We start from the raw sequence: 13,807 nt of genomic DNA on the forward strand, positions 1-13,807 counted from the left end.
TTAGTTAACAATGATAAAAAAAAGGCCAACGATCCGGGACCACTCTGCAGAAGCAAACCTCTTTGCACGTCGTGCCTTTGTTGGCTTTATTTTTGTGGTCTCACTGATTGGTGTATTGCTTTTCAATATTTATAACCTGCAAATAGTCGATTACGACGCTTATAAAACTCGCTCAAATGACAACCGCATCAAAGTGATCCCTATCGCACCTAACCGGGGACTTATTTATGATAGAAATGGCGTTTTACTTGCCGAAAACCGACCGGTTTATAACCTTGAAGTTGTGCCAGAAGAGGTAAAAAACCTAGAGGAAGATCTGCAGAAGCTCAGCAAACTGATAGATATCTCCGAACAGGAAAAAACAGAGTTTTTAGAGGATATTCGCAATAACCGGCGTTTTAAAAGTCAGGTGCTCAAAGCGGGTTTAAACGAAACCGAAGTCGCTGTTTTCTCTGTTAACCAGCATAAATTTCCAGGTTTCAGTGTTGAGGCACGTTTATCTCGCTACTACCCTTATGGTGATACGCTAACCCACGCACTCGGTTATGTGGCTAAACTGAATAAAAAAGAACTGGCTGAGTTGGAAGCCGCAGAGTTAGCGACCAATTACCGCGCGACTCACGACATCGGCAAACTGGGAATTGAAAAATATTACGAACAACAACTGCACGGTAAAGTGGGTTCACAGCGCGTAGAAATTAATAACCGTGGCAGAATACTTAGAACCCTCAGCGTTGAACAACCGGAACCAGGCCAAGATCTAGTGTTAACGCTCGATATCGGTTTACAGCAAATCGCACAGCATGCATTAAAAGATACGCGTGGTGCCGTTATCGCCATCGATCCCCAAGATGGGGGCATACTCGCACTCTATTCAAACCCAAGCTATGACCCTAATATGTTTGTGCACGGCATAAGTTCTGGCGAGTACAAAAAATTACTTAATCAAGATCGCCCATTAATAAACCGAGTGACACAAGGTCGCTACCCTCCTGCATCTACGATTAAACCGCTGATGGCGATTTTGGGCCTAGAGGAAGAACTCGTTACGGAGGAGTCAACAATCTGGGACCCAGGCTTTTTCCAAATTCCCAATGTTGATCACAAGTGGCGAGACTGGCGCCCATGGGGGCATGGCCATGTTGATGTATATCAAGCGATTGAAGAATCATGCGATACCTATTTCTACAATATCGCCTACAAGCTCGGTATCAGTAAAATCAGTGACTTTATGGATCAATTTGGTTTTGGCGATTTGTCAGGTATCGATATTCATGAGGAGACCACTGCCATTTTACCAACCGTAGATTGGAAACGGGCGCGTTTTAAAGAAAACTGGTGGCCCGGTGACACCATCTCTGTTGGCATCGGACAAGGTTACTGGACCGCAACCCCCATACAAATCGCCAATTCATTGGCAATTTTGGTCAATCGTGGCATTTATCGACAGCCACATTTAGTACAGGTTGCCAGACAAGAACAAACCGTGACCCAGCTTTTTACCGAAGAAAAGCCCCCTATACAACTCAATAACCCAAAGCACTGGCAAATTGCATTGGATGCGATGCATAACACGGTATTAAGGGGAACGGCACAAAAAGCCTTTATTGGTGCAACCTATGACCCGGCGGGTAAAACGGGGACGGCGCAAGTGGTGAGTATTGCTCAGGGAGAAAAATACGATGCCAAAAAGCTAAAAGAACGTCATAGGGATAATGCTGTTTATACTGGCTTTGCGCCATTCAATGATCCAAAGATTGTATTAGCTATTGTTGTTGAAAACCAAAAAGCAGGCGGCGGTGCCATTGCAGCACCTATCGCCAGACAGATGATGGACTATTACTTTTCAGCCTATCCACTGGAGTCAAACACACCATGACGCCGCTACATCAAAAAAGAACAATATGGCAAAAAGTACATTTAGACTTGCCTTTATTGGCTGCGTTAATGTTGATGATGATTGGTAGCCTCACTGTTGTTTACAGTGCCAGTGGTCAAGATATCAATATGATGATCCGCCATGGTACGCGTATGGCTGGTGCCATTATAGCGATGCTGGTCATGGCCCAATTATCACCTAACACCCTAAAGCGCATTGTGATCCCCATGTACCTTGTTGGCTTAAGTATGCTCGTGGCAGTGCTACTTGTTGGGGTCAGCAGTAAAGGCGCACAACGTTGGCTAGATTTAGGCATTACGCGATTTCAACCCTCCGAAGTGATGAAAATAGCTGTCCCCATGATGGTTGCTTGGTATATTGGTCAAAATCGGCTTCCCCCATCAATATGGAACTTGCTTTTAGGCTTTGCCATCGTCATGGTCCCCACTATTTTAATTAAAGAGCAACCAGACTTAGGCACCGCGATTTTGATTGCCAGCTCTGGTATTTTCGTGCTGTTTTTATCGGGCCTAAGTTGGAAACTCATCACCATGCTTGCTTTGTTAGCTGGACCCGCTGGGTTCGCATTTTGGCATTACGGTATGCATGCGTATCAAAAGCAACGTGTGCTTACATTTTTAAACCCACAGAGCGATCCTCTCGGCTCTGGTTATCATATTATTCAATCTAAAATAGCCATCGGCTCAGGTGGTGTGGAAGGTAAAGGCTGGTTGCACGGTACACAATCGCAGCTGGAGTTTTTACCTGAGCGTCACACCGACTTCATTTTCTCTGTATTGAGTGAGGAGTTTGGCCTCTTTGGTGTTGTTTTACTGCTATGCGTGTATTTATTTATTATTGGTCGAGGCTTATATATTGCCGTTAAAGCACAAGAAGCATTTAGTAAACTATTGGCAGGCGCATTGACACTCACATTCTTTGTCTATGTGTTTGTTAATATTGGTATGGTATCAGGTTTATTACCCGTTGTTGGCGTACCTTTACCACTGATCAGCTATGGCGGCACCTCAATGGTCACACTGATGGCTGGATTTGGTATTATTATGTCTATTGCAACAGATAAGAGGATGTTATTAAAGTAATGGTGTATGTAAAACAACCCATCTACTTATTATGTATTTTGCTCTTTGCTTTAATGAGCGGCTGTAGCAGTCGTTACCACATTAAGCATGACAAAGCACCTCTGCGTGCTCCTACAGAGCTTGAAATGCAAGACGCTGTCATTACGGATGAGCCAAAAAGTGCCAGTGCTAGCCGCCCCTATACGGTTCTGGGCAAGCACTATACGCCAATGTCTGATGAGCATGGTTATCAAGCGCAAGGTACCGCTTCTTGGTATGGTCGAAAGTTTCATGGTTACCATACTTCGAATGGCGAAGTATTTAATATGTTTGATATGACCGCAGCCCATAAGACTTTGCCTTTGCCCAGCTTTGTACGTGTTACCAATCTTGATAATGGTAAAAGCGCGATAGTGAGAGTGAATGACCGTGGTCCCTTTCATGAAGATAGGCTAATTGATCTCTCTTACGCGGCAGCTTACAAATTAGGCTACCACCTAAACGGTACAGCCAAAGTTAAGGTTGAAGCCATTACAATAGATAGGCAAGCGCCTAGGCTAACTTATATTCAGGTTGCGGCTGGTAGCCAATTAGACAAAATCAAATTAATGGCAAGTACTCTCAAAGAGCAACTAGCAATTGAGCATGTTATCAGTCATGAAAATGGGTTATACAAGCTGCGTCTGGGGCCAATGCAAAATGATTATCATGCCCAGACCATGCTGAATCGTTTGCGAAAAGGTGAATTTACCCAAGCCTTCTTGCTTTATAGTGAACAACAACTTTAGAATATTGCGGTGACGCTGACTAACTAAATTAAAATTGCGAGCATAATGACTTTATTAAAATCGAAATTTATTACTCAACTTTGTGGATTGGTATGCTCTGCGACAATTTTTGCAGCCAATGCGCAGATCTTACCCGCTCCCCCTCAAGTAAACGCGAAAGGTTATTTCTTAGTTGACTTCACCACTGGCAAAGTCATTGCCGAAGGTGAAGCGGACACTAAGCTAGCGCCTGCAAGCTTGACCAAAATGATGACCAGTTATGTGATTGGTACCGAGATCAAAGCGGGCAACATCTCTAGTAGTGATATGGTCACAATTAGTGAAAAAGCATGGGCTAAAAACTTCCCTGAATCTTCTAAAATGTTCATCGAAGTTGGCAAGCAAGTAAGCGTAGAAGATTTAAACCGTGGCATCATTATTCAATCAGGTAACGATGCATGTGTTGCCATGGCCGAGCATATTGCTGGCAGTGAAGGCGCTTTTGCCGACTTAATGAATGCGCACGCACAAAAGTTAGGCATGACCAATTCTCATTTCATCAACAGCCACGGCCTTGATACGGATGAGCACTACACCACCCCTCGTGATATGGCGACCCTAGGGGCTGCACTTATCAGAGATGTGCCTGAAGAATATGCGCTATACAAAGAAAAGTCGTTTACTTATAACGGTATTAAACAGTATAACCGTAACACCTTGTTATGGGATGCAAGCCTCGATGTAGATGGTATCAAAACAGGCCATACATCGGAGGCTGGCTACAGCTTAGTGACATCGGCAACCAAAGACGATATGAGACTTATCGCGGTAGTCATGGGTACTACGAGTGAGCGTGCTCGTAAAGTCGAGAGCAAAAAGTTACTTAACTATGGCTTTAGATTTTATGAAACAATTACGCCATATAAAGCAGGTGATAGCTTTGCTGAACAACGCATCTGGATGGGTGATCAAGAAACAGTTTCTTTGGGTATTTTACAAGATACGCCCATTACCATTCCTCGCGGTCAACGCAAGAACTTAAAAGCAACTTTTGAGCTAGATAAAACACTCGAAGCACCACTTGCAAAAGGCTCTAAAGTGGGCACGCTATTCTTACAGATTGAAGGTGAAGAAATTGCTCAATATCCACTTGTTACCTTAGAAGAAGTCGCTGAAGGTGGTTTCTTTAGCAAGATATATGACTATTTACGTCTACAAGTGATGCAGTAAACAATGTAGCTATAAATTAACGCCTCCAAGTGAGGCGTTTTTTTTTGCAATAAAAATGATAGAATGCCGCAATAATTCTGGGTTAGTCACTCTAACCTAATGATCAGCACTTGCTTAATATGCAAGTCAGTATAGAAGTGAGGATACCGTCGTGGTAAAGCCAGTAAAAGATACTAAGTTTGACGAATACTTAGAGTTTCCATGTCCGTTCACCTTTAAGATCATGGGGGTTGCGAATGCAAACCTAACCGATCAGGTGTTGGCTAAACTACAAAGCATTGCGCCAGGCGATTATGCCCCTAAGGTGAAGCCAAGCAGCAAAGGCACCTACGAATCAATCACGGTCGTGGCGACTGTAACATCGAAAGAACATATCGAGCAGATCTACACTGAAATTGGCTCACTAGAAGATGTACGTTACGTTCTGTAACTAACAAGGTATCGACATGAGCCAGCATACAGTCATTGTTCGCCAATTAGGACGCCGCAGTTACGAACCTATCTGGCACGAAATGCAGCAGTATACCGACCAGCGTGATGAAACAAGTCCCGATGAAATTTGGTTGGTGGAACATCAGCCTGTCTTTACGCAAGGTCAGGCAGGTAAAGATGAGCACCTTTTGGCTCCAGGTGATATTCCTGTCATCAAAGTCGACCGTGGTGGTCAGGTCACTTACCATGGCCCAGGGCAACAAATGATGTACGTACTGTTTAATTTACGTCGTCTTAAAATTGGTGTACGTGAGTTAGTCACTTGGTTAGAAGAGTGCATCATCGATTTCCTTGCTGAACACGATATTAAAGCTTACGCCAAAGCCGGCGCACCCGGTGTGTATGTTAATGACAGTAAAATTGCGTCATTAGGTTTACGTGTTCGTCGTGGCTGCTCATTTCATGGCCTAGCACTAAACGTAAACATGGATATGTCGCCTTTTTTGCGCATAAACCCATGTGGCTATGCCGGTATGGATATGGTTCAAACAAGCGAATTAAATGGTCCTGACAACATGAAAGATGTTGGAAATGGACTGGTAAAACACATGTTGAAGCGACTCAATGCTGAACATGTTGAGCAAATTGAAGGGTTTGAGAACGAATGAGTAAACCAGTGAAAATGGAGCCAGGGGTAAAGCTTCGTGATGCCGAAAAAATGGCATTGATCCCAGTAAAAGTACTGCCAACTGAACGCCAAGAAATGCTGCGTAAGCCTGAATGGCTGAAGATACGTCTACCAAAATCAAGTGAACGTATCGACGGTATAAAACAAGCGATGCGTAAACATGGTTTGCACTCGGTATGTGAAGAAGCCTCATGTCCAAATCTATCTGAGTGTTTCAATCATGGTACAGCAACGTTTATGATTTTAGGTGCGATCTGTACCCGCCGCTGCCCGTTTTGTGATGTTGCACATGGCCGTCCATTAAAACCTGATGCCGAAGAGCCAGAGAAACTGGCACTTACTATTAAAGATATGAAGTTAAGTTATGTGGTGATCACCTCCGTTGACCGAGATGACTTAAGAGACGGTGGTGCACAACACTTTGCGGATTGTATTAGCGCAATTCGTAAGCATAACCCTGACATCACCATTGAAATACTTGTGCCTGATTTTCGTGGCCGTATGGACAAAGCGCTTGAGATATTAACGCAAACACCACCTGATGTGTTTAACCACAACTTAGAAACTGCGCCGCGCTTATACAAGCTAGCGCGCCCAGGTGCTGACTACAAGTGGTCGTTAGAACTTTTACGCCGTTTTAAAGAAGCCCATCCAAATGTCAAAACCAAATCAGGCTTGATGGTAGGTTTAGGCGAAGAGATGTCTGAAATCGAAGAAGTGTTGCGAGATTTGCGTGAGCACAATGTCGATATGCTGACTGTTGGCCAGTACTTACAACCTTCTAAGCACCATCTACCAGTAAAACGCTATGTGCCACCCGCTGAATTCGATGCATTAAAAGAGTATGCCGATGAGATAGGCTTTACTCATGCAGCTTGTGGGCCTTTTGTCCGCTCAAGTTACCACGCTGATCAGCAAGCTGCTGGCAAAGAGGTAAAATAATACGAGTCAGCTTAACTAAGTGGTCTATTTTGGGGCAAGAAAATCAGGTCGATCGCAAGACAAAAATTTCGTTATTTAGTTGTTCTAAATGAGTTTAATCCCCCAAAATGATTAACTGTTATTGCGGATTGGTATAACATCTTTTACATTAAAAAAGCGCCATTGGCGCTTTTTTAATACACAAAAATCAATGCCCCCTGGTAAGACCATTCCATTTACCTGAATTTGATACATTGTTGTCTACAATTACGACTTCGTAAAACATAAATTACAATCGTTAACATTGATTTGTGGCAAAACTATTTCATTTTTTTAGTTGCCAGTATATCTTGCAAAACTCTCTCACACACAAGGGGCAATTTGTGCTTAAAAATAAAACACTGGGGAGTATGCTGATCGTCGCAGGTACCACTATAGGTGCAGGCATGCTGGCCTTACCGATTGCATCGGCTGGGCTCGGTTTCACGACGGCATTAATACTAATCGTTCTTTCTTGGCTACTCATGACCTATACCGCACTATTGATGCTAGAACTTCATCAATATGCCAGTGCCGAAGCAACACTTAATACACTCGCCAAATCCATTCTTGGTAAACGTGGACAGGTCATTGCGAACTTTGCCATGGTGTTTTTATTCTATGCCCTTTGTGCGGCCTACATAGCCGGAGGAGGAGCACAACTACAAGAAAAGCTCAACAATTTAGTCGGCATGAGCGTGGCGCCACAGGTGGGGTCTATTCTTTTGGCTTTGATTGTCGCAGCCATCGTCACTGCAGGCACCAGTACAGTAGACAAACTTAATAAAGTCCTTTTTACCGTTAAGGTAGTTGTACTGGGCAGTTTATTCTTTGCGCTAAGCCCCTACGTCCACGGCCAGCACTTACTAGATATGCCAATAGAACAAGGTTTAGTGCTTTCCGCTATTCCAGTTATATTTACCTCATTTGGTTTTCACGGTTCGATCCCATCTATCGTAAAGTATGTCGGCTTGGATATAAAATCGCTGCGACGCGTTATGATGTTCGGCGCATCACTCCCTCTGGTCATTTATGTATTCTGGCAGCTTCTCAGCCAAGGTATTATGAGCCAACAGAGTCTCATGCAAAGTGGTGGCCTACCAGGGTTTGTTAGTAGTATTTCAAATATTGCAAATAATCCAAGCGTGAGCACTTTTGTTACCGTATTTGCCGATTTAGCACTGGCCACATCTTTTTTAGGCGTTAGTCTTGGCTTATTTGATTTCTTTGCAGATGCCTTTAAAAAAGGTAACGGCCGCCTAGATCGAACCAAGACAGCCGCGATCACATTTATGCCACCTCTGGGCTTTGCGCTTTTCTATCCGCAAGGTTTTATTATGGCATTAGGTTATGCAGCAATCGCACTTGTAGTACTTGCTGTATTCCTACCTGTCGCAATGGTTTGGAAGCAAAGGCGTCAAGAAGGTGCGCTGGCCAAAGGCTACCAAGTAAAAGGTGGTGACATGGGTCTTATCATCGCTGCATTGTGTGGTGTATTGATCATTGCAGCACAAACGCTACAAATGGCAGGTTTAATTCCTTCATTGGGTTAATGCTCACCTTCTACCGCGAAAAATCGGCCACTATCGGCCGATTTTTTATTCTTGATTGGTGCCTACTTCAATGGGGTCCGACTCTTGTGGCTTGCCCTGTAAGATAGAAATTTCTACCCGACGGTTACGTCTTCTATCTGCATTCGTTTCATTCGGCACTAAAGGTCGAGTATCAGCATGACCTACGACCACTAATCGGTTTTTATCAAAACCTGGCGCTTTAACCATCTCACTGGCCACGGCAACAGCGCGCGTCGCAGACAAATCCCAGTTGTTACTATATAGCTCATTACTCACTTGGTAATCGTCGGTATGACCAGAAACCGTAATTTCCCCTGGGACATCCTTAAGCAAATCAGCTATTTCCAAAATAATGGGCTGAAATTTCGGTTGTAAAAATGCACTACCAGAAGGAAAAGCACCATTTTCTTGGATGCGAATAATGATCTGCTGCCCTAATGACTCAAGTTCAATGGCACCATCCATGATCTGCTTTTCTAATTGCTGGGCTATCTTTTTAACCAGCTCATTCACTTGCTCTTGCTCAGCGGCGGAAATAGCTTGTGTCATCGCCTGATCTTGTGAGGTACTTTGTGACTCACCACCACGCTTATTACCACGTTGCTCTTGACGACCACCCGCCGAGCTTTCTTCACCGGCCTGAAATTCCAACATTTGCTGGGTCATTTCCACCGTTTGTTGTTGAATTGTCTCAATTGGAGTCGGTTCAGGTTTACCCGGAGTAAACTCCATTGCAATTACACTAGTACCTTTGGGGATATCTTTAACTTCAATTTTATTTTGCACACCAAACGCAAACTTCATCGAGCCCGCAATTTGCTTAAACTTCAGTACATCCATCTCTGAGAAAGCCAACAACAGTACAAAAAAGCACATAAGCAGCGACATGAGATCAGCAAACGTCCCCATCCAAGCAGGTAACCCTGGAGGTGGACATTTGCATTCTTGTTCATCTGACATACTGCCTATTCCTCTTTTTCGTGCGCACGTTTAGATTCAGGCAGATAATTTTTAAGAATACCTTCGATTACTTTTGGGTTCTGACCATCCTGAATCCCCAAAATAGCATCAAGGATAAGGCGCTGATTAAGTTCTTCTTCATCTTTTCTCAGCTCTAGCTTTGCTTGGATTGGAATTGCCACCACATTGGCTAAGAAAGCGCCATATAATGTAGTTAAGAGGGCGACAGCCATTGCAGGACCGATTGCTTTTGGGTCATCCATGTTTGATAGCATGGCAACCAAACCAATTAATGTACCAATCATCCCCATCGCAGGAGCAATATCGCCTAAAGTCTTAAATAGGGATGAACCCATTTCATGTCGATTGGTAGTCAAAGAAATGTCTTTTTGCAAGGTTGCTCGGACCACATCTGCATCATGACCATCGACCAGCATATCCACGCCCTTACGCATAAAACTATTGGGTATTTCAGCTTCTTCCAACGCCAAAAAACCGCCCTTTCTAGCAGAATCAGCTAGCTCAACTGCTTTTTCAATTAACTCTTCGGGCGTTTCAATTTTAAACATAAACGCCTTGCCTACCACTTTGCCAATTGCAAAAAACTTCGGCATGGAAAAGTTAGCCAACACTATAAACAACGAACCACCAAACACGATAACACCTGACGCCGCGTCCGCGAACATGACGATTTCACCGTCACTACTCATGAACATGGACATCACAATCAGGCCAATCGCGCCCAGGATCCCAATAACGGTTGCTAAATCCACATACCCTCCAGAGAGTTCTATCTATCGTTCTATTTATTGCCTAGGTGTTCATCGTTCATTATTCAATCAAGATACATGCCACTCTTCATTAAACAGAATACAATGCCTTCATAGGACATTTCATTATCGGCAAGCTACTGAATATCTTAAGTCAATTATATTAAAAAGCGTCGAAAATGCGAGCTTCAATCATGTGCATTTGAGCTCTCTTGATAGCAAACATACCGTAAAATACACTCACAAACTTTGACCTAGCGCTGCAATCCCCCTAAAATTGCCCTCTAAATTTTACTTAATGACTAGTTTATCAGGTAACGAGACATCATCATGGCGGCAAAAAAACCAGATAATCTAAGCTTTGAAGAAGCGATGGGTGAACTCGAAGAAATCGTTCACTCTATGGAGCAAGGTTCACTTAGCTTAGATCAATCTTTGAAACAGTTTGAGCGCGGTATCGCATTAGCAAATGCGTCGAATAAAAAATTGCAACAAGCCGAACAAAAAGTGTCCATCCTCATGGCAAATGACGCTCACAGTGCAGCAGTGCCCTTTCAAGGTGATTCGGAATAGATCGTGGATTTAAAAACTCAATTAAAGCGCGCACAAGAACGTGTTGAAGGTTTTATAACCAATTACTTCGACGCTCCCATTGATACCGAGCAGACCATAAAACAAGCGACTTACTACAGTATCAGCAACGGCGGTAAGCGCCTTAGACCCTTTCTAGTTTATGCAACTGGAGAAATACTTGGGGCAGCTCAAGCCGATCTCGACGTAGCCGCCGCCGCGATTGAGTGTATACACAGCTACTCGCTGGTGCATGATGATTTGCCCGCAATGGATGATGACGACTTACGCCGAGGCAAACCCACGTGCCATATTGCCTTCGACGAAGCGCAAGCAATCTTAGCGGGAGATGCGCTGCAAACACTCGCGTTTGAACTATTAAGTGGACACAACTTTAGTGTACCTGCCCAGCAACAGCTAAAAATGATAAATGTACTTGCCCGAGCATCGGGTTTGCAGGGCATGGTTGGAGGTCAAGCGCTCGATTTAGCAGGAACCGATAAGGTAATTTCAATACCTGAGTTGGAACGCATTCATCGAATGAAAACTGGCGCATTACTAAGCGCAGCTATCGAACTGGGCGCTTTATGTGCGACAAATATTTGCGATAAAACTCATTCGGCATTACAGCTTTACGCGAGCAACATTGGCCTAGCATTTCAAGTACAAGATGATATTTTAGATATTGAAGGGGATACCCAAGCCTTAGGTAAACCTCAAGGTTCAGATGTTGAAAACAACAAATCAACTTATCCCGCCTTATTGGGACTAACTGGGGCGAAAAGTAAAGCTGCGGCATTAATTAAAAATGCAATTGACGCATTGGACGATATTGAAGAAAACACAGATGTATTAGCAAACTTGGCGCACTACATCATTGAGCGAAAGCATTAAAATAGCTCAAATAACCGCTGTTCATGACAAATTAATGGCTAATTTGTATAAATAAATAAAATTAACCGTATCCTTTGTATATAATTGTGCGAAGTTTGCGTAGGACACATAATCGAAACCATGAAATTGGATAGTAGCAAATACCCTTTATTAGCTTTGGCAGATGAACCACAGCAGCTGCGACAGTTACCGCAGCATAAACTAACAGCATTCAGTGATGAACTACGAGATTACTTATTAAATTCAGTGTCACAAAGTAGTGGCCATTTTGCATCAGGTTTAGGTACCGTTGAGCTGACGGTTGCATTACATTATGTGTATAACACACCTGAGGACAGACTACTTTGGGACGTGGGCCATCAAGCCTATCCACATAAAATACTCACAGGTCGTCGAGATCAAATTCATACCATACGTCAAAAAGATGGTTTGCACCCTTTTCCATACCGGGAAGAAAGTGACTATGATACGTTCAGTGTTGGTCACTCAAGCACGTCTATCTCAGCAGCCTTAGGTATGTCTATCGCCGCGCAAAAAGAGGGGAAAGGTCGTAAAACTGTCGCAGTTATTGGCGATGGCGCGATCACAGCAGGCATGGCGTTTGAAGCGATGAACCACGCGGGTGACGTAAAATCCGACATGCTCATCATTCTTAACGACAATGAAATGTCGATTTCAGAGAATGTTGGCGCATTGAACAACCATTTTGCACGTATTCTTTCGGGTAGCTTCTATACCAATATCCGTGAAGGAAGTAAGAAACTTCTGTCCGGTGTACCTCCAGTTAAAGAATTGGCAAGCCGCATGGAAGAGCACCTAAAAGGCATGGTGATCCCTGGCACCTTCTTCGAGGAACTTGGACTCAATTACATTGGCCCAATTGATGGCCATGATGTCAACATGTTGGTCGATACATTACGTAATATGCGCAATTTAAAAGGCCCTCAGTTACTGCATATAAAAACGCAAAAAGGCAAGGGCTATAAACCCGCAGAAGCAGATCCTATCGGTTATCACGCAGTGCCAAAATTTGATCCAAGTGTGCATAGCTTGCCTAAATCAAAGCCCAGTGCTGACACCTTTTCTAAAGTGTTTGGTGATTGGCTATGTGATCAAGCCCAGCAAGATAAGCGCTTAATGGCGATTACACCTGCGATGCGTGAAGGCTCTGGTATGGTTAGGTTTTCAAAAGAATACCCTGAGCAATACTTTGATGTTGCCATTGCTGAACAACACGCTGTTACGCTCGGAGCAGGTTTTGCCTGTGAGGGCCTAAAACCAGTCGTTGCTATTTATTCTAGCTTTTTACAGCGTGCTTACGATCAGCTAATACACGATGTGGCGTTACAAAATCTTCCCGTGTTATTTGCAATTGACCGCGCTGGCGTAGTCGGTGCTGATGGTGAAACTCACCAAGGCGCTTATGATTTGAGCTTTATGCGCTGTATTCCAAACATGGTCATTATGGCGCCAAGCGACACCAATGAATGCCGCCAAATGCTTCATACGGGCTACCTGCACAATGGACCGGCCGCTGTACGCTATCCCCGTGGAAGTGCTGGCGACGCAAAAATAGAGCAAAACATGCAAGCCTTGCCAATCGGCAAAGCCCAAGTTATTCGTGAAGGTAAAAACATCGCGATCTTGAACTTTGGCACGCTGTTACATAATGCAAAGCTTGCCGCTGAGCAGTGTGATGCAACACTTATCGACATGCGTTTTGTAAAGCCACTTGATACCGCTTTGCTACAAGAGTTAGCGAATACGCATAAGCAGTTCGTTACCATTGAAGACAACGCAATTGCAGGTGGAGCTGGTAGCGCGGTCAGTGAGTTCTTTAGCAGCATTGGTGTAACCAAGCCTGTTTTACACTTAGGCTTACCTGATGAGTTTATAAAGCATGGTACCCAGCAAGAAATGCATCAAGAAATGGCACTGGATGAGCAAGGTATTTTGCATTCATTGAAAAAGTTACTATAAAAAGGAGCATACGCTCCTTTT

Annotated in this window: 13 protein-coding genes; 11 read left to right on the forward strand and 2 right to left on the reverse strand. The window is 43.8% G+C overall.

The annotated features are described in order from the left end of the window. Positions 1 to 10 precede the first annotated feature (10 nt). From mrdA to ACW689_RS02800, 8 genes are all read left to right on the forward strand, one after another. Positions 11 to 1,879: a penicillin-binding protein 2 gene (mrdA, locus tag ACW689_RS02765; RefSeq protein ID WP_476288365.1), complete on the forward strand. Its 1,869-nt coding sequence runs from the start codon at positions 11 to 13 to the stop codon at positions 1,877 to 1,879. Further along, positions 1,876 to 2,982 carry a rod shape-determining protein RodA gene (gene rodA, locus ACW689_RS02770; RefSeq protein WP_476288367.1) on the forward strand — a complete coding sequence of 369 codons (1,107 nt, stop codon included), beginning with the start codon at positions 1,876 to 1,878 and terminating at the stop codon, positions 2,980 to 2,982. The genes mrdA and rodA overlap by 4 nt, the downstream gene beginning before the upstream one ends. After that, a complete protein-coding gene (locus tag ACW689_RS02775) occupies positions 2,982 to 3,749 on the forward strand; it encodes a septal ring lytic transglycosylase RlpA family protein (protein ID WP_476288369.1) in 768 nt (255 codons plus the stop codon). The genes rodA and ACW689_RS02775 overlap by 1 nt, the downstream gene beginning before the upstream one ends. A 45-nt stretch (positions 3,750 to 3,794) precedes the next feature. Next, positions 3,795 to 4,958, forward strand: a complete 1,164-nt coding sequence (locus ACW689_RS02780; protein WP_476288371.1) for a serine hydrolase — start codon at positions 3,795 to 3,797, stop codon at positions 4,956 to 4,958. A gap of 151 nt (positions 4,959 to 5,109) precedes the next feature. Next, positions 5,110 to 5,388 (forward strand): DUF493 family protein YbeD, encoded by a 279-nt coding sequence (ybeD, locus tag ACW689_RS02785; RefSeq protein WP_476288373.1) that lies wholly within the window; start codon positions 5,110 to 5,112, stop codon positions 5,386 to 5,388. Between the two features lie 16 nt (positions 5,389 to 5,404). Then, complete coding sequence (lipB, locus tag ACW689_RS02790; protein ID WP_476288375.1) at positions 5,405 to 6,058, forward strand: lipoyl(octanoyl) transferase LipB; 654 nt, start codon at positions 5,405 to 5,407, stop codon at positions 6,056 to 6,058. Beyond that, positions 6,055 to 7,020: a lipoyl synthase gene (gene lipA / locus ACW689_RS02795; RefSeq protein ID WP_476288377.1), complete on the forward strand. Its 966-nt coding sequence runs from the start codon at positions 6,055 to 6,057 to the stop codon at positions 7,018 to 7,020. Before lipB ends, lipA begins: the two co-directional genes overlap by 4 nt. Before the next feature lie 362 nt (positions 7,021 to 7,382). Then, positions 7,383 to 8,591: an aromatic amino acid transport family protein gene (locus tag ACW689_RS02800; protein WP_476288379.1), complete on the forward strand. Its 1,209-nt coding sequence runs from the start codon at positions 7,383 to 7,385 to the stop codon at positions 8,589 to 8,591. Positions 8,592 to 8,636: 45 nt separating this feature from the next. On the opposite strand, the gene ACW689_RS02805 is transcribed toward ACW689_RS02800, so the two are convergent. Both ACW689_RS02805 and pomA read right to left on the reverse strand, forming a co-directional pair. After that, on the reverse strand, positions 8,637 to 9,572 hold the full coding sequence (locus ACW689_RS02805) for a flagellar motor protein MotB (RefSeq protein WP_476288380.1): 936 nt from the start codon (positions 9,570 to 9,572) through the stop codon (positions 8,637 to 8,639). A 5-nt stretch (positions 9,573 to 9,577) separates the two neighbouring features. After that, a complete protein-coding gene (gene pomA / locus ACW689_RS02810) occupies positions 9,578 to 10,345 on the reverse strand; it encodes a flagellar motor protein PomA (RefSeq protein ID WP_476288381.1) in 768 nt (255 codons plus the stop codon). A gap of 327 nt (positions 10,346 to 10,672) precedes the next feature. Between pomA and ACW689_RS02815 the strand changes: the two genes are divergently transcribed. The 3 genes from ACW689_RS02815 to dxs all read left to right on the forward strand — a co-directional run bounded on the left by ACW689_RS02815 (position 10,673) and on the right by dxs (position 13,786). Further along, positions 10,673 to 10,915, forward strand: a complete 243-nt coding sequence (locus tag ACW689_RS02815) for an exodeoxyribonuclease VII small subunit (protein WP_476288382.1) — start codon at positions 10,673 to 10,675, stop codon at positions 10,913 to 10,915. Positions 10,916 to 10,918: 3 nt separating this feature from the next. Then, entirely contained in the window at positions 10,919 to 11,806 is an 888-nt protein-coding gene (gene ispA / locus ACW689_RS02820; RefSeq protein WP_476288383.1) for a (2E,6E)-farnesyl diphosphate synthase, read from the forward strand. Positions 11,807 to 11,926: 120 nt separating this feature from the next. Then, positions 11,927 to 13,786: a 1-deoxy-D-xylulose-5-phosphate synthase gene (gene dxs, locus ACW689_RS02825; protein WP_476288384.1), complete on the forward strand. Its 1,860-nt coding sequence runs from the start codon at positions 11,927 to 11,929 to the stop codon at positions 13,784 to 13,786. Positions 13,787 to 13,807: the final 21 nt, after the last annotated feature.

Source organism: Pseudoalteromonas sp. ABE4_541, from assembly GCF_056312285.1.

Excerpts from the sequence above, each read along its gene's own strand:
- mrdA (WP_476288365.1), top strand. The coding sequence starts at position 11 with ATGATAAAAAAAAGGCCAACGATCCGGGACCACTCTGCAGAAGCAAAC.
- rodA (WP_476288367.1), top strand. The coding sequence starts at position 1,876 with ATGACGCCGCTACATCAAAAAAGAACAATATGGCAAAAAGTACATTTA.
- ACW689_RS02775 (WP_476288369.1), top strand. The coding sequence starts at position 2,982 with ATGGTGTATGTAAAACAACCCATCTACTTATTATGTATTTTGCTCTTT.
- ACW689_RS02780 (WP_476288371.1), top strand. The coding sequence starts at position 3,795 with ATGACTTTATTAAAATCGAAATTTATTACTCAACTTTGTGGATTGGTA.
- lipB (WP_476288375.1), top strand. The coding sequence starts at position 5,405 with ATGAGCCAGCATACAGTCATTGTTCGCCAATTAGGACGCCGCAGTTAC.
- lipA (WP_476288377.1), top strand. The coding sequence starts at position 6,055 with ATGAGTAAACCAGTGAAAATGGAGCCAGGGGTAAAGCTTCGTGATGCC.
- ACW689_RS02805 (WP_476288380.1), bottom strand. The coding sequence starts at position 9,572 with ATGTCAGATGAACAAGAATGCAAATGTCCACCTCCAGGGTTACCTGCT.
- ACW689_RS02815 (WP_476288382.1), top strand. The coding sequence starts at position 10,673 with ATGGCGGCAAAAAAACCAGATAATCTAAGCTTTGAAGAAGCGATGGGT.
- dxs (WP_476288384.1), top strand. The coding sequence starts at position 11,927 with ATGAAATTGGATAGTAGCAAATACCCTTTATTAGCTTTGGCAGATGAA.